At 41.3% G+C, this 16,062-nt stretch carries 13 protein-coding genes; 5 read left to right on the forward strand and 8 right to left on the reverse strand.

What is annotated here, in order from left to right; translation table 11 throughout:
- Positions 1–126: 126 nt before the first annotated feature.
- Positions 127–744 carry a MarC family protein gene (locus tag L3V77_RS17990; RefSeq protein ID WP_275137635.1) on the forward strand — a complete coding sequence of 206 codons (618 nt, stop codon included), beginning with the start codon at positions 127–129 and terminating at the stop codon, positions 742–744.
- A gap of 99 nt (positions 745–843) precedes the next feature.
- On the opposite strand, the gene L3V77_RS17995 is transcribed toward L3V77_RS17990, so the two are convergent.
- A complete protein-coding gene (locus L3V77_RS17995; RefSeq protein WP_275137636.1) occupies positions 844–1,929 on the reverse strand; it encodes a ketoacyl-ACP synthase III in 1,086 nt (361 codons plus the stop codon).
- Positions 1,930–2,229: 300 nt separating this feature from the next.
- On the opposite strand from L3V77_RS17995, the gene L3V77_RS18000 reads away from it, so the two are divergent.
- The gene (locus L3V77_RS18000; RefSeq protein WP_275137637.1) at positions 2,230–2,835 is read left to right on the forward strand and encodes an NAD(P)H-dependent oxidoreductase; all 606 of its coding nucleotides are present in this window, start codon (positions 2,230–2,232) and stop codon (positions 2,833–2,835) included.
- On the forward strand, positions 2,832–4,751 hold the full coding sequence (locus tag L3V77_RS18005) for a monovalent cation:proton antiporter-2 (CPA2) family protein (protein ID WP_275137638.1): 1,920 nt from the start codon (positions 2,832–2,834) through the stop codon (positions 4,749–4,751). The genes L3V77_RS18000 and L3V77_RS18005 overlap by 4 nt, the downstream gene beginning before the upstream one ends.
- A 29-nt stretch (positions 4,752–4,780) precedes the next feature.
- Here L3V77_RS18005 and modC read toward each other — a convergent pair whose 3' ends face one another.
- The 3 genes from modC to modA are packed head-to-tail and all read right to left on the reverse strand — an operon-like array spanning position 4,781 to position 7,364.
- Complete coding sequence (modC, locus tag L3V77_RS18010; RefSeq protein ID WP_275137639.1) at positions 4,781–5,920, reverse strand: molybdenum ABC transporter ATP-binding protein ModC; 1,140 nt, start codon at positions 5,918–5,920, stop codon at positions 4,781–4,783.
- Entirely contained in the window at positions 5,917–6,621 is a 705-nt protein-coding gene (gene modB / locus L3V77_RS18015; protein WP_275138253.1) for a molybdate ABC transporter permease subunit, read from the reverse strand. Before modB ends, modC begins: the two co-directional genes overlap by 4 nt.
- A 26-nt stretch (positions 6,622–6,647) precedes the next feature.
- Positions 6,648–7,364, reverse strand: a complete 717-nt coding sequence (gene modA / locus L3V77_RS18020) for a molybdate ABC transporter substrate-binding protein (RefSeq protein WP_275137640.1) — start codon at positions 7,362–7,364, stop codon at positions 6,648–6,650.
- A 521-nt stretch (positions 7,365–7,885) separates the two neighbouring features.
- Here modA and L3V77_RS18025 point away from each other — a divergent pair.
- Both L3V77_RS18025 and L3V77_RS18030 read left to right on the forward strand, forming a co-directional pair.
- Positions 7,886–8,422, forward strand: a complete 537-nt coding sequence (locus L3V77_RS18025) for a hypothetical protein (RefSeq protein WP_195706302.1) — start codon at positions 7,886–7,888, stop codon at positions 8,420–8,422.
- A gap of 219 nt (positions 8,423–8,641) precedes the next feature.
- Positions 8,642–10,609: a diguanylate cyclase gene (locus L3V77_RS18030; RefSeq protein WP_275137641.1), complete on the forward strand. Its 1,968-nt coding sequence runs from the start codon at positions 8,642–8,644 to the stop codon at positions 10,607–10,609.
- Between the two features lie 190 nt (positions 10,610–10,799).
- On the opposite strand, the gene gnd is transcribed toward L3V77_RS18030, so the two are convergent.
- From gnd to L3V77_RS18050, 4 genes are all read right to left on the reverse strand, one after another.
- Positions 10,800–12,248 (reverse strand): decarboxylating NADP(+)-dependent phosphogluconate dehydrogenase, encoded by a 1,449-nt coding sequence (gnd, locus tag L3V77_RS18035; protein WP_275137642.1) that lies wholly within the window; start codon positions 12,246–12,248, stop codon positions 10,800–10,802.
- A 3-nt stretch (positions 12,249–12,251) separates the two neighbouring features.
- A complete protein-coding gene (gene pgl / locus L3V77_RS18040) occupies positions 12,252–12,974 on the reverse strand; it encodes a 6-phosphogluconolactonase (RefSeq protein ID WP_275137643.1) in 723 nt (240 codons plus the stop codon).
- Positions 12,975–12,976: 2 nt separating this feature from the next.
- Positions 12,977–14,476, reverse strand: coding sequence for a glucose-6-phosphate dehydrogenase (gene zwf, locus L3V77_RS18045; protein ID WP_275138254.1), 1,500 nt, complete (start codon positions 14,474–14,476; stop codon positions 12,977–12,979).
- 458 nt (positions 14,477–14,934) lie between these two features.
- On the reverse strand, positions 14,935–16,062 hold the full coding sequence (locus L3V77_RS18050) for a fatty acid desaturase (RefSeq protein ID WP_275137644.1): 1,128 nt from the start codon (positions 16,060–16,062) through the stop codon (positions 14,935–14,937).

The following is a 16,062-nucleotide window of genomic DNA, read 5'->3' on the forward strand; positions in this document are numbered from 1 at the left end:
ATAGTATATTTGACAGTACCGCAAGGCGTTTAGAATGAGTATGCGTGTGATCTCTACCACTCTAGTAATGTATACTCCCGTGCATAAAATACAAAGGTTAGAATTAACAGCAGGGATAGTAGCCAAATGAATGATCTATATGCACAAGTGATGACCATCTTCTTAAGCTTTTTTGCGATAATGAACCCTATTGCCAATACGGCAGCCTTTGCCGGATTGGTCGGAGACAAATGCAAAGCAGAGCAGACTAAAATTGCAGCCAAAGCACTCATTATTACATTTTTTGTCATTCTATCTTTTGCTCTACTTGGAAAGGTGATCTTTCACTTATTTGGCATCACCCTATCTGCATTGAGAATAACTGGGGGCATTTTGGTTTTTCTTGTCGGATACCATATGCTTAATGGACATGGTTCCAAGTTACATTCTTCTGAAGGCAGTGAAGACGCGGATATAGCAGTATCACCTTTAGCCGTACCTCTTCTTGCTGGTCCAGGAACCATTGCAACGGCAATGAATTATTCTTCCTCAGGAGAGATAACAGGGATAATAATCACTGTATCGGTATTTGCGGTTTTATGCATTATGACTTTCTTCTGTTTTATTTTCAGCTCAAGCATTCTGGCATTGATAGGAAAAAGCGGCCTTAGTATTGTTACTCGACTCATGGGACTAATACTTGCTGTCATAGGAACGCAAATGGTGATCACTGGCGTGACGGCCGTTGTAAAGGCCATAGGCTAACGAGTCAATCAACGATAACGACACCCGTTAGATTTGGAAACAAAATCGATTGACATAAAAAAGGAGCCTTGTAGGCCCCTTTTTTATAACACATTCTTTTTATTTTGGGCGATTAAAGCAGTGGTTTCTATGTTTTTCAATAAGCTCTAGTGCCGTTTTATCGCAATCAGGTAACGCAGCATCACTACTGCCTATCGGCGTCACTCTTTGGCCCCATTTTAATAGACCCGATCCCCAGGTTAAACCGGCGCCAAACGCAGCGACCAAGATGTTATCTCCTGGCTTCACCCGCCCTTGTTCAAGCGCTTCACACAAGGCAATAGGCACGGTCGCTGCAGAAGTATTACCGTAGTTCTGAATATTAACAAACGCTTTATCTTGAGAAATTCCAGCCAAATCTGCCAGCGTTTGAATAATTCGAATATTCGCCTGATGAGGAATAAGTATATCAATATCTTGCGTACTCATCCCTGCACGCTTCAATACTGTTTGAGCGGCAACACCCATCCCTTTAACGGCACGTTTAAAGATATCACGACCGACAAAATTAAAATCAAAGTAGCCATTATTCGCAGCAAAACGGTCCATGCTAGTACCAAATTTTGGCACCGATAGGATATCGCGTCCAGCAGAGTCACATCCGATGAGCGCCTCTTGCAGTCCAACGTTTTCCTCGGTTCGACTAAGTACAGCCGCGCCTGCACCGTCTCCAAATAGAACCGCCGTATCTCGTTGGCTCCAATCAATGAAAAACGATAATCTTTCTGCGCCAATAACCAATGCATTTTTATAGTTACCCGCTTGAATTAAGCGTGTTGCCGTTTCTAACCCATAAACAAAGCCAGTACATGCGGCGTTCAAATCAAATGCGGCAGCGCCAACGACACCAAGATTCTGTTGAACCTTAGAGGCTATATTTGGGATAAGAGAATCGGCCGAGCAGGTTGCAACAATGATGATATCAAGATCTGTCGCTTCAATACCTGCGCATGCAAGGGCATGTTTTGCGGCAACTGTCGCAAGTTCTGATGTGTTTACATGACTTATTCGTCTGTTCTCAATACCCGTTCTAGAACGGATCCACTCATCAGAGGTTTCTATAAAAGTGCTTAAATCAGCATTGGATAATACCGCTGGTGGGATACATTTTCCCCAACCGGTTATTTCAGCGTAGTACTTGGTCATCTGTTCCTCTGTATACTTATTTTTGTTATTTATACGATATATTATATACAAGTATACGCTTATATAGCTTCACTGATAAGTGAGAATTTGTTTCGGTATAAATATGTCTACATTGTAGACTTGATGCCTTTCCTGAATAGGTTGTTAATTGTGCAGATCCTGCTAAAAAAACATCAAACAAGCCAATACTAGCGGCTCAATATCAATTACCCTATAGCCCTACTGTTATGGTATTTAGGGACGAAAATGCCTGATAACACATTAAATACATTGTCCAATTTATACATAACGGAAGTTCAAATGAATAATGAGACATCAGAGAACAATAAAGTCCTATTACTTTTTGCGCACCCTTCTTTACGCCGTTCAGAAATCAATAAACCGATGTTTGAAAGCGCATTGAATATTGAGGGCGTGACCGCGATTGACCTCTACGCTCAATATCCAACCTTTCAGATTGACATAGAGGCAGAACAACAACGATTGGAGAACCACGATATTATTGTTTTCCAGTTTCCACTCTATTGGTATTCAACACCCTCAATGCTTAAAGAGTGGCAAGACCTAGTGTTAGAACATGGTTTTGCTTACGGAGAAGGCGGAACAGCTCTAATGAATAAGTCATTCATGTGTGCGCTAACGGCTGGTGGCCCGGAAGAAGCTTATCGAAAGGATGGTTATAATCATTTCACCATCTCAGAACTTTTGTACCCGTTAGAACAAATGGCAAACCTTACCCATATGACATATCTCTCACCTTTCACTTTATTTGGGTCAAGAACAGCCGTTGAAGAAGGAAAACTAAACGCCCACTTAGATCAATGGCGAGCAAAACTAGACGATCTTGTAAGAGGGTCAAGTGCAGACATGTCAACCAACTGGGCCACATCGGAGATTAACGAATGACGGGCTATTTCCTACAAGCGTTCATTTACCTGAGTGCCGCGGTTATCGCGGTGCCATTAGCGAAACGATTAGGCTTAGGATCTGTGTTGGGTTATCTGATCGCTGGCGTGATCATCGGGCCAATAATTGGTTTAGTGGGTGACGAGACGACATCCATTCAGCACGTCGCTGAATTTGGGGTGGTGATGATGTTGTTTCTCGTTGGCTTAGAACTAGAACCAAAAATGCTCTGGGCGATGAGAAACAAATTGATTGGCCTTGGGGGGCTTCAAGTAGGATTGACTACGATTGCGGTTATGGGCATCGCCATGATGTTCGATATTAGCTGGACCGTGTCATTGACCATCGGATTAGTTTTTGCCCTATCTTCAACCGCTATCGTTTTACAAACCTTTAGCGAAAAAGGACTAGAAAAAACAGAAGGGGCAAGAAATGCCTTTTCTGTACTGCTGTTTCAAGATATTGCCGTGATCCCCATGTTGGCGTTTGTTCCTCTACTCGCCTTACCTGAACTTGTTGAAGCAGCCAAATCTGTGGTTTCACAAGCGGCAGAACACCACGATGAACTTAGCTTAGTCGCTGGTTTACCGAGCTGGGGTTATGGATTAGTCATCATTCTTTCTATTGCTGTTGTCGTTGTAGGAGGACATTTCTTAAGCCGTCCATTATTCAAATACGTGGCCAAATCTGGCTTACGAGAAATATTTACAGCCACCTCGCTGATGTTAGTGATCGGTATTGCGGCTTTAATGAGTTTGGTCGGTTTGTCTCCTGCATTAGGTACATTTCTGGCCGGCGTCGTGTTAGCAAACAGTGAATTTAGGCATGAACTGGAATCAAATATAGAGCCATTTAAAGGGTTATTGCTCGGTCTATTTTTTATTACTGTTGGAGCAGGAATTAACTTTGACGTTCTATTCAGTGATTTTTTGCTGATTATCTCTCTAACTATTGGTTTAATGTTACTTAAAGGAACGGTGCTTTTTGTACTCGCCATTATTTTTCGCATTAAAAAGAGCAATCGCTGGTTATTTGCTTTGAGTCTTGCCCAAGCGGGCGAGTTCGGATTTGTTTTACTTAGTTTTACCGTGCAGAATCACGTATTACCGCAAGGTATCGCGCAGACGCTTTCTTTGGTTGTCGCGCTTTCAATGTTCTTAACACCTGGCTTATTCATATTATTCGATAAGGTAATACTGCCTAGGTATCAAAAAAATGAAAACGACCGAGAACCTGACAATATTGACGAAGAAGGCAGTGTCATTATTGCTGGAGTTGGACGTTTTGGACAAATAGTCACAAGGTTGCTAAGCGCTAATAACATAAAAACGACGGTGTTAGACATTGAACCAACCCAGATTGAAAATCTACGAAAGATTAACATCAAAAGCTATTTTGGGGATGCCACCAAGCCTGATTTGCTGCATACCGCAGGAATAGAACGAGCAACCGTTATCGTTATTACTATTGACAATAAAGAAGCGGTAAAAGAGTTGGTAGAATATGTAAAACATACCTACCCCAACGTTAAGATAATTGCCCGAGCGTTCGATAGAGGCCATTCATATGCGCTACGATTGGCAGGTGCAGACACCATCATTTCGGAGACCTATTTTTCTGCTTTAGAAGCTGGTAAACAAGCACTTAAAGATGTCGGCTTTCATCCATTTCAGGTAGAGCAGCAAAAAAATGCTTTTGTCGCGATTGAAAACCTTGCTGCGGATAAGATGTTTGCGACTTGGAAAGAAGCCTCAGAAGAGGATAAATATGATGTCGCGTATCGGAAATTATTCATTGAACTTGAGAATGCGATCAGTTCTGCAATGAATAATGACCGTTCCGACAACCATGCACGAACAGAAAGAGGTTGGACACCACCGCCCAAAGGCTACGCTGACAAAGATAAACTTAGTTAAGAATAGTTAATCCGGCTCAGAATGTATGTTCACTGTCCATTGGCGATGACATGTTTCATCGTCATATCTTTTTGTGCCACGCTTACCCCTTTAACTTGCGCATAGACCTGTTGACCAGTGCGAAGTTTAAGATCGTCAAATGCCCACTTTGTGACATTCGCCTTGAGTTGGCATTGATGGCCTAAATCTAGTGAGACCGACACATTTTGACTGCCTTCCTTTGTTTCAATAACATCAATCTGATCAATTTTTGCCGGCAAGATATTTCGAATAGATGTTTGTGTGGCTCTATTCATCGTGATCGAGACATCATTGGCTCGGATCTGTAATCGAATAGATGTACCTACCGGTTCGTCTAAATGTTGAACCCACATTGATGTTTCTTCGGTTAATCGTACTTTTGACAACGCATATTTGTTATGGTGCTGGCTAATAACGGCGTCAAAAAGTGAGCTTTGCTCAGAAAATGATTGCCAAGGTTTCATTGCGTCAGAACCCCAAACAGATTCTAAACTACCGCTGGTTACAACCCCGCCTTGTTCCATCAGAATAATATAGTCAGCTAGCCTTAATATTTCACTTAAACTGTGCGTCACGTATAGGATGGGGATATCGATTTCCTGAGCCATTTTTTCCAAGAAAGGCATTACCTCTTTTTTACGAGGCAGATCTAGTGATGCTAGTGGCTCATCCATCAACAGCATATCTGGATTCGAAAGCAAAGCACGAGCGATAGCCACTCTCTGTTTCTCTCCACCGGAAAGGTCAATTGGGAAACGATTTAATAGCTGAGATAAGTTAAGGAGTTCAACCACATGGTTAAAATCTGACGGTTCGTTCTTTCCCGTCCCGTCGCCTTTATCTTGAACACCGTAAAGTAGGTTACCTTTCACGCTATAATGTGGAAAAAGTCTTGCATCTTGAAAAACATAGCCAATTTTTCGTTTTTCTATTGCAACATTGACCCTATTTTCGTCATCGAACAGCACTTTGTTTCTAACTTGTATTTTCCCTCTATCAGGTGTGTACAAACCACAAATCGCGTTAATAAGTGATGTTTTTCCCGAACCAGAACGCCCAAAAATGGCCGTGATTCCTGTTGACGGAATTCTCTGGTCAATATCAAGAACAATATCACCAAGCTTATGATTTAATTTAATTTCTATCATCTTACTTTTGAATAACCTAAACGATTTTGAGTCCGACGCGTCAACCAATCCGAGATTAACAATGAAACCAGCGCTACAACAATTGAGATAATGCAAAGCCTTGCAGCAGCAAACTCTGCTCCGGGTGTTTCAATAAAACTGTACATCGCTAATGGTAGGGTTTGGGTTTCCCCTGGAATATTCGAAACAAAGGTTATCGTTGCACCGAACTCACCTAAGCTGCGTGCAAATGAAAGCATGGTACCGGTTACGACTCCGGGTAATGTGAGCGGTAGAGTGATGGTATAAAACACCTTGAAAGGTGTTGCGCCGAGGGTTCTAGCGGCTTGTTCTAACCTTGGGTCAACATTCTCTAAGCTTAAACGAATAGCGCGAACCATCAGCGGTAAAGCAACAACAGCAGAGGCTAACGCAGCCCCACGCCAGCTGAAACTAAATGACAGACCAAACGTATCCCATAAAAATGCACCGATGACACCTTGTTTACCCATCCCAACTAATAGAAGGTATCCAATAACGACGGGTGGTAAAACCAGAGGAAGGTGGATTAAACTATCTAGTATTTGCTTGCCATAAAACTCTTTCTTCGCAAGTAACCATGCCAACCCTATCCCGATAGGAATGAGTCCAATGACGGCAATAGAGGCAATTTTCAGACTTAGATACAGTGCTTCTAACTCGAATTCTGACAACTTATTTATACTCCACTTTCGGAGAACTTCTAAAATTATTTAAATCCATATCGCGCGAATACCTGCTTTGCTTGGTCGCTGACTAAAAAATCAGCAAAGGACTTAACCACAGGGTCATTATTCATGATCGCCATAGGGTATACAATTGGTTCATGCAGTGTATTCGGGAAACTGTCTACGATTGTCACCTTTTCGCTCATCAATGCATCCGTTTTGTATACAATCCCTAACGTTGCTTCTCCCCTTTCTACTAACGCCAATGCAATGCGAACTGAACTTGTCGGGGCTACTTTTGTTTTAACCGTATCCCAAACACCTAGATTGGTTAACGACTGCTTCGCGTAGATCCCTGCAGGTACAGATTCGGGCTGTCCTATGGCTAGCCTTTCATTTAATAACAAACCATTCCATACCGCAGTACTGGTAAAATCGAACGACTTCTGAGGATGAGAGTGAGGTGCAATCAACACAAGTTTATTCTCGGCCACAACGCGAATACCTTCCTGAGATATCAGACCTTTAGTAAGCAAATAATCTACCCACTTTTTATTTGCAGAAATATACAGGTCAGCGGGAGCCCCACTCTCTATTTGCCTTGCCAGTGACGAAGAGCCAGCAAATACCGTAACAATTCTAATGCCTGTTTCATCAGAATAGCTTTTCGCTAAGTCTGAAATAACATTCGTCATCGACGCGGCAGCGTACACTTTAAGACTATCCGCCGCTATTGCCGCTTTTAGCGGCAATAACATGCATAACCCCAACAAAATTATCAACCGAATCATATTTATCCTCATTTACATACCATCTTTGCATTGCCGAGCCGATTTTATTTTCACCATAGAACGTATTACTTATTCTAGAAACATAAAAAAGGTAATTAGACATCAAAATACCATATCGTTAGCAGTTTAAAGTGCGACGTACCTCACTCCACTATCAATTGATAGGCTAACTGTTGTTGTTTGTACAGTATCTAAACAGATATAACTGTCTAAATTAATTATGAAAATTTTTGAACCTATTTATTTGCACGCAAACGAACAAATTATGAATCATTGATGTCTGAACGTACGACAACTTAATGACATGCGAGACATTCACGTGTCAAATAGTTGTCATATATTAAAATACGTCAATAAAACAACGCCCCCTAATAGCCATAAATAGACTCAATAGCATTACAAAACCAAGTTACCCACTATGAAGACGAACTTTGGCATATGTTTTGCTAGCAATTAGATAATTAAATTAAACAGTAAATGGAGTTTCCATGTTAAGCACGGCTCGCGCTTTTTCAATTATTAGCCTTTTGTTACTTTCTATAGGGTCTGTTTCTGCAAACAATTTTCCTTATAACGCTCTCGATTTTCGAGTTGGAGCAGGCCCAGCAACTTTTGGCGCAGCCTATAGCATGCAATTTATGGAAAATGCTCATTTTATTATTCGTGCCGATAGCGAATTTGAAGGCGATTACGATTTCGCAGGCGGCGTTGGTTTCAACGGTCCCGTTAACCAGTTTGTTGATGTCACAGGACAAATGTTGATTCATAATATTAAAGATGATTCTAGCAATATTATTGGTGATGACATACTTCCTGAGTTTAATGTTGGCACACGTATTTGGTTCCTCGATAATGTGGAACTACAAGGAAAAATCGGTTGGTTGGTTGATGACAACGAAAATCATCTCGTGTGGGAAGCCGGAGCTCGCTTCCACTCCACTCAACAACTCGTACTGGGCGCTTCACTGTTAGATAACGGCGTTTATGGTAGCCAGATGATGATACATACACGCTTTCATTTTTAAATAGAATTCATACTACTGCTTGTCAGTTCATATTAACTAGACTTTATTGTTGTATATTAGGCGCTTATCATAAAGCGCCTATTTTTTTAAATAATTTACTGATGAAATAAATAACATTCTTTGTATATCACTATACGAAGATATATTATTAGGATTACTATCGTCCTCCACTTATTTGCAGCATTTATTTTATAGCTTAAGGATTAGCTTGTTAATCACATGTTAACTAAAACTAGACAACCGTTCTTAAACAGAGCTTATCTCCTATGTCTTCCCACTCTACTCTTGGTGACAGGTTTCGTTTTTACACCTCCGTTGGCAGCACAAAACCAGGAAACAATATACATTGGTGTACTCGCTAAGCGTGGAAAAACGATTACACAGCAAAAGTGGGCGGCGACTGCCGATTATTTGCAGCAGGCTATCCCCAGCAAGAAATTTGACATCATACCGCTTAGTTTTGATGAGATAGACCTAAAAATTAGCGAACATTCTGTCGATTTTATTCTGTTAAATCCGACCATGTATGTGCAATTAGAAAATACCCATAACGTGTCGAGAATCGCCACACTTGTTTCCAAATACTCGAACAATGATGCGACGACTTTAGGTTCTGTCATCATATCTAAGGCAAATAAACTAACATTGAACACGACTAAAGACGTGTTGAATAAATCTGTCGCCGCCGTTAATCCTCGTTCCTTGGGAGGATGGGAAATTGCTTTAGCCAGACTTAAACACGATGATATTGATATGGTATCCGATGTAAAAAGTCTGCGATTTTTAGGCACACATGATCTCGTCATTCAGGCCGTACTAAAAGGGGCCGCTGATATTGGTATTGTTCGCACTGGAACACTAGAGCAGATGGAAGAAGAAGGAAAAATATCCTTAAATGATTTCAGTGTTCTTCCCAGTGATAACAACAACACAGATTATCCACAATTGACGAGTACTCGCCTCTATCCTGACTGGGCCTTTGCAAAGTCTGCACATGTAAGCGATCAACTCGCTAATCAGGTCGCTGCCGCTTTACTCCTTATGACCCCTCAAGATAAGGCGGCTTACTCAGCGGCTATTTCGGGTTGGACCAACCCTAAAAGCTATGTGGCCGTTCATGAACTGTTGGCAGAGCTCGAACTGCCACCGTACCATGAACAGAAAACGACAAGCATACCTCAGTTTGCACTCGAACATTTACCGGCTGCCATTTCCGTCATCGCCGCATTTTGCATATTAATCATTATGTATTTGCGTCAAAAAGTACTGACTAGAGAGCTACGTCACGCTCAAAATTCCCTTAAGAATTATTCAAACCGATTGCAACTTGCTGCAGAAGCGGGTGAACTCGGTATATGGGAATGGAACATTAAGAAAAACAAGTTCTACGCCGATGACAGAATCAGTCAATTATTTGGCTTAGAAAACACGACCAACATATATACAACACAAGATTGGTATAGCCGGGTTCACCCTGATGATATCGAACGGGTTCAAACCGCTATGCATCTTGCTTTAAGCGGTGGGAAAAAATTTGATGCTGAATATCGTATCTTAAAAAGTAATAACGAATTTTGTGCTGTAAAAAGTGCTGCGATACATCGCTACAGTAAGTCACGAAATGGGTTGGTTGTTAACGGTGTGACTTGGGATATATCCAGTCACAGACAGTTAGTGGAAGAGAACAAACGACTCGCCACTTTAGACCCTCTTACCAATGCTAAGAACCGCCGTGGTTTCTTTCCATTAGCGAGAGCCGAATTCAATCGTTGCCGACGATACGGCAATAAACTTGCTCTGCTGATGATTGATATAGATGATTTTAAGAAAATCAATGATATCAACGGACATTCTACTGGTGATGCGACACTAATGTCACTCTCTGATATTTGCCATACCGTTTTTCGAACGAGCGATCTATTTTGTCGATTGGGAGGGGAAGAGTTTGTTGCGTTATTGCACGAAAACAATATAGATCAAGCTCATGTCGTCGCAGAACGATTACGAAAAGAGATTGAAAAAACCTCGGTTAGGACAGATAAAGCCTTTACAAAGTTTACAGTTAGTATTGGAATCGCTGTTCTAATAGAACCAGACCAAACAATTGAAGATACGATTACCCGAGCGGACAAGGCTCTTTACAAGGCGAAGCAACAAGGGAAAAACTGTGTGGTAAGTGATGTATAGCACTCAGTAAACTAAATTTTTATATCGTATCCATTGCATCGATATTACTGGTTCGGTCATTGTCCATGATTGGTATGCACAAAAAAGGGATGAACACTTGTACATCCCTTTTTGATTTCACCGATTCGTCAATTCCACAAAAACAACCAATGCTCAGTCCATCTAATGGTTATCTAAGAGACGACATTTTCTACACATCATAGGTTGTAGATGAGGTATTACCACCGGTACCCGTCCAGTTAGTATGGAAGAACTCACCAAGCGGTTTGTCTACTCTCTCATAGGTATGAGCGCCAAAATAGTCGCGTTGCGCTTGTATCATATTGGCTGGAAGACGCGATGTTGTGTATCCATCTAAAAATGTGAGTGCTGATGTCATCGTAGGCATAGGTAAACCTATCTCCATTGCCTTAGAGGCAACTTTTCGCCATGCTGGTAGGCTATCAATTAAAATATCCTTAAAGTATGGATCCGACCCAAGGAACTGAACATCAGGATTGCTATCATAAGCATCACGTATGTTTCCTAAGAATGCACTACGTATGATACAACCACCACGCCACATAAGCGCAACATTGCCATAGTTTAACGCCCAATCATTTTCTTCAGAGGCTTCTCTGATAAGCATGAAACCTTGCGCGTAAGAAATGATTTTAGACGCTAGAAGCGCTTGACGCACAGCCTCTATCCAAACTTTTTTGTCGCCTTCTATCGGTGAGATAGTCTTGTTAAACAACTGCTCTGCTTCAACGCGTTGATCTTTTAGTGATGAGAGGCAGCGTGCAAAAACAGATTCGGTTATAAGGGTAAGTGGGATACCTAAATCCAATGCGTTAATACCCGTCCACTTACCTGTTCCTTTTTGACCAGCTGTATCGAGGATCTTCTCAACAAGAGGTTCACCATCTTCGTCTTTGTATCCCAAGATATCGGTGGTGATATCGATAAGATAGCTGTCTAGCTCCGTCGATTTCCACTCTTCAAATATAGCTTGCATCTCTTGATGAGAAAGCGATAGTCCTTCTTTTAGGAAATGGTATGCTTCACTGATAAGCTGCATGTCACCATACTCGATACCATTGTGCACCATTTTAACGAAATGACCAGAACCATCCTTACCGACCCAGTCACAGCACGCTTCACCTGACTCTGTCTTTGCAGAAATACTCTGGAATATCGGCTTTACATGAGGCCAAGCTTCTGGTGCGCCACCGGGCATAATAGACGGTCCAAATCTAGCCCCTTCTTCACCACCAGAAACACCGGTTCCAACAAAATGAATACCTTTTGCTTTAAGTACAGCAACGCGTCGATTGGTGTCAGGGTAATTGGAGTTACCACCATCAATGATGATATCCCCTTCATCGAGAAGTGGCACCAATTGATCAATGAACTGGTCGACGACATCACCAGCTCGTACCATAAGCATCACTTTACGAGGCGCTTCAAGTTTATCGACAAGATCTTGCATCGAATCTGCGCCAATAATGTTGGTACCTTTTGCAGGGCCCTGAAGAAAATCTTCTACTTTCGACACCGTACGATTATATGCAACAACATTAAAACCATGATCATTCATGTTTAAAATTAGGTTTTGTCCCATCACAGCTAAACCAATTACACCAATATCACCTTTCATTTTTTATTCTCCATGAGACAGCATTTTTGCTGCCTGTAAATCTAAAAACCACTCTGTTTGACCATTGGTGGACTTAATTCTCGCCGCCGGATATGGTAGCTTTTCGGCTGAGTTCTGTTGAATTTCTTTAAGTATCGATGCTTTGTTTTCACCCAATACTAAATACGTTATTCGCTTCGCATTTTCGATCAAACGTGTACTTTTTGAAACCCTGATTTGACCACTCTCAGGGTGAGTGGCAACAATGGCGATGGCAGGCTCTAAATAGTCAGTTCGATTAGGGAAAAGAGAGGCAGTATGACCATCGGCTCCCATGCCCAATATAATCCAATCAAATTCTGGAAGACCATTGTTGTTCGGGATCTGTTGAATCATTTCATCAGAAAACCTTTTCGCCTCTTGGCTCGGATCATTTTCACCCAAAATGCGATGAATATTAGCTTTCGGAATCGCTATTTTTTTGAATAATAGTTCATTTACTTCACCAAAATTACTCTCGGGATCACTGGGCTTTACACACCGCTCATCTCCCCACCAAAAGTGAATATTTGCCCAGTTGATACCTTCGTTATAGGGTGTTTGAGCTAATCTTTTGAACAATAATTTGGGCGTACTGCCCCCTGACAGTGAAACATGGACAGGTCTCTCTTCTTGACTAAGATAAAGCAGTCTTTCTGAAAGAGAATGAATCACTGCTTCTGGATTTTCGAAAACTTGATAATTCATCTCTATAACTCGCAATAATCGGTGTTAGTTAAGTTTTTGCATGGGAATCGCCATTTTCGATTGTCATCATGAAGCAACTGGTCGGCTTGTATTGGTCCCCAGGTGCCCGCAGCATAACCAAACAAATGTTCTGGGTTTTGTTTATGATCTAAAATCGGTTGAACAAATTGCCAACAAGCTTCTACGGCATCAGTACGAGCAAACAGGGTCGCGTCTCCCTTCATGCAGTCCAGAATCAATCGTTCATATGCGGTAAGCATATTCGTCTCTTGTAGGTCTTCGTAATGGAAGTCCATCGAAACTTCTTTAGCTTCAAAGCCGGCACCCGGTTGTTTTAAACCAAAGCTAAGCAAAATCCCTTCGTCCGGCTGAATTCGAATAATAAGTTTATTCTCTGGTGCATTAACGCCAAAAACCGGATGTGGCGTGTTTTTAAAATGAATAACAACCTCTGTGACACGAGTTGGCAACCGTTTTCCAGTACGTACATAGAAAGGAACACCAGCCCAACGCCAATTGTCTATAAACATTTTTAAACCAACGTAGGTCTCGGTTCGTGAGTCTTCTGACACACCGTGCTCTTCGCGGTAGCCGGGTAGTTGCTTACCGCGTACCATAGATTCGGTATATTGACCTAAAACCAAATTGTTCTTTAGATCTTCTTCGCTTAATGGCCTGAAACATTGCATGACTTTAACCGCTTCATCTCGTATAGAATCAGCGTTGATAACTGAAGGCGGTTCCATACCAACCATCGCAAGCACTTGTAGCAGATGATTCTGAAACATATCTCTAACCGCGCCTGCGCCGTCATAATAACCACCACGTTCCTCTACGCCCAAAAATTCGGCGGAGGTAATCTCAACGTGATCGATATATCTATGGTTCCACAGTGGTTCAAACATGGCATTTGAAAAACGCATTACCAAAAGGTTCTGCACCGTTTCTTTGCCAAGGTAATGGTCGATACGATAGATTTGATGTTCTTTAAAGCAAGCATGAATCTGCAGGTCGAGAGATTGAGCGGACTCTAAGTCGTATCCAAATGGCTTTTCTACGATAAGGTTTTTCCATCCGTGACTTTCATCATTAAGCTTTGCTTCTGCTAAACATTCTGGAATAACACCGTACAAGCTCGGTGGTGTTGATAGGTAATAGATGGTATTACCACCTGTTTCGTGTTTTTGCTCGAGCTCGCTAAGCCTATCACTTAACACAACATACTCTGTCGAATTCGATGTATTAATTGCAACGTAATATAGGTGGTTACAAAATTCTTCTAGTAACTCGGTTTGCACTTTTTCGTTTTCTATCAACGACGCCTTGAGTTTTTCTCTGAAACTCATGTCGTTATACGCGGTTCTGCTTACCCCTAGAATGGCAAAATCAGTAGGCAGCATTCCATTTGCGTACAAATGATATAGAGCAGGTATTAACTTACGATGTGTAAGGTCACCAGAAGCACCAAATATCACTATGGTATTATTTTCTGGGCCAACAATTTTTTCTAAATTATTCATATAATTCTCATAAGGTAATTAACTATTGGGTCATTCATTGACAAGTCATACCTTCAAAATAGTAGTACAAAGATGAGACCGAAGTATTAAAAAAATTCTTTCAGTTAATCTTACGTTACGCGTAACATTATTAATGTATATCAAACCAAAACAATGCTCAACAGTTTGTTCTCACAAGCATACTGACTAATTAAACTCAGATTAAGCGGAAAAATTCTATCAATCTAATAGCTAAAACCTAACAACCCTTTTAATCGCAACCTTCAATAGATATAAAATCCCATCGGTAAGTATCCTAACGATAAGCGGACGAGGAGGTTTTGAACCATCTGCATAATTATTGGATTGAGTTGATAATACGAATTGGACGTTGAGTGCTAGCGGGTAAAAAAAGAGCCAGCGCTAATGCTGGCTCCGGTAAACTCTTAAAGCTCAAAAGGTTAAGCGTACTGCTTTACCATACGATTCCATGCTAGTTGCTGTTCATGTAAGCGCATTTTAATTTGTTCATACTCAACCTTAAGTACCGAGTGCTCATAGCGTTTAACCAAGGTTTCTTTTTTCCCTTCGAGTAGTTTTTTCTTAATCTCGTAGTAATCATTCATGTACTTCACTAGCAACTCGCATTCATCTTGCAGCCGAATCGCAACCTGCACATTATTTGGCACTTCACTAAGGTTATTCTTAACCTTACTAAGCAAAGCGAGGGCTTTTGCTTTTTCAATTCTTAACTTTGGTGTCACCCTTAAATTATTCGCTAAACCAACCCATGAGCAGCTCTTAATCAACCATTTTGTTGGGTCATACTGCCACCAGCAGATCCCATTGCGGTAATCATTTTCAAAGGTATGATGGAAATTATGATATCCCTCGCCGAAGGTAAACACAGCCAAAACGCCATTGTCTCTTGCTGTATTTTTGGTTGTGTACGGTTGTGAACCCCAGATATGAGCCAAGGAATTGATAAAAAATGTCGAATGATGGCTCATAAACAATCTAACGGCACCGACAATCAATATCATTCCTAACAAATCGTTATATATCAAACCTAACAGAATCGGTATGCCAAAATTAGTGAGCAACGCCAATGCGAGATAATACTTGTGCTGCCACATCACCACTTTGTCTTTTTGCAGATCTCGACAGTTACCATATTCGTGGTAAATCTCTTCGTTATAATTTCTGAGCATCCAACCAATATGAGAGTACCAAAAACCTCTTTTCGCTGAATAAGGGTCTTTCTCGTTGTTATCAACGAACTTATGGTGTGGCCGATGATCTGAAGACCAATGAAGAATGCTATTTTGCAGAGCAAACGCACCACCAATCGCATAAATGTACTTCAAGCTAGAATGCGCATCATAGGCTTTGTGAGCCCATAATCGATGATAACCTGCCGTAATCGATAGGTTACAAAAACTGAAGGCAACGAGGAACCATACACAATGCTCCCATCCGTACCCCTGATAATACCCATAAAGTGGTGCGACGATTAATGCCAATATAGCGGTAATTGCAAATACTAAGGCGTTAAGCCAGATTAGTGGTGGTTTATTGCTTGAGTTCAT

Source organism: Vibrio sp. DW001, from assembly GCF_029016285.1.
Classification (GTDB): domain Bacteria; phylum Pseudomonadota; class Gammaproteobacteria; order Enterobacterales; family Vibrionaceae; genus Vibrio.

Coding starts and splice junctions, on each gene's coding strand:
- L3V77_RS17995 (WP_275137636.1), bottom strand. CDS start 1,929: ATGACCAAGTACTACGCTGAAATAACCGGTTGGGGAAAATGTATCCCA.
- L3V77_RS17990 (WP_275137635.1), top strand. CDS start 127: ATGAATGATCTATATGCACAAGTGATGACCATCTTCTTAAGCTTTTTT.
- gnd (WP_275137642.1), bottom strand. CDS start 12,248: ATGAAAGGTGATATTGGTGTAATTGGTTTAGCTGTGATGGGACAAAAC.
- modC (WP_275137639.1), bottom strand. CDS start 5,920: ATGATAGAAATTAAATTAAATCATAAGCTTGGTGATATTGTTCTTGAT.
- L3V77_RS18005 (WP_275137638.1), top strand. CDS start 2,832: ATGACGGGCTATTTCCTACAAGCGTTCATTTACCTGAGTGCCGCGGTT.
- pgl (WP_275137643.1), bottom strand. CDS start 12,974: ATGAATTATCAAGTTTTCGAAAATCCAGAAGCAGTGATTCATTCTCTT.
- L3V77_RS18030 (WP_275137641.1), top strand. CDS start 8,642: ATGTTAACTAAAACTAGACAACCGTTCTTAAACAGAGCTTATCTCCTA.
- L3V77_RS18000 (WP_275137637.1), top strand. CDS start 2,230: ATGAATAATGAGACATCAGAGAACAATAAAGTCCTATTACTTTTTGCG.
- L3V77_RS18025 (WP_195706302.1), top strand. CDS start 7,886: ATGTTAAGCACGGCTCGCGCTTTTTCAATTATTAGCCTTTTGTTACTT.
- modA (WP_275137640.1), bottom strand. CDS start 7,364: ATGTTATTGCCGCTAAAAGCGGCAATAGCGGCGGATAGTCTTAAAGTG.
- L3V77_RS18050 (WP_275137644.1), bottom strand. CDS start 16,062: ATGAACTCAAGCAATAAACCACCACTAATCTGGCTTAACGCCTTAGTA.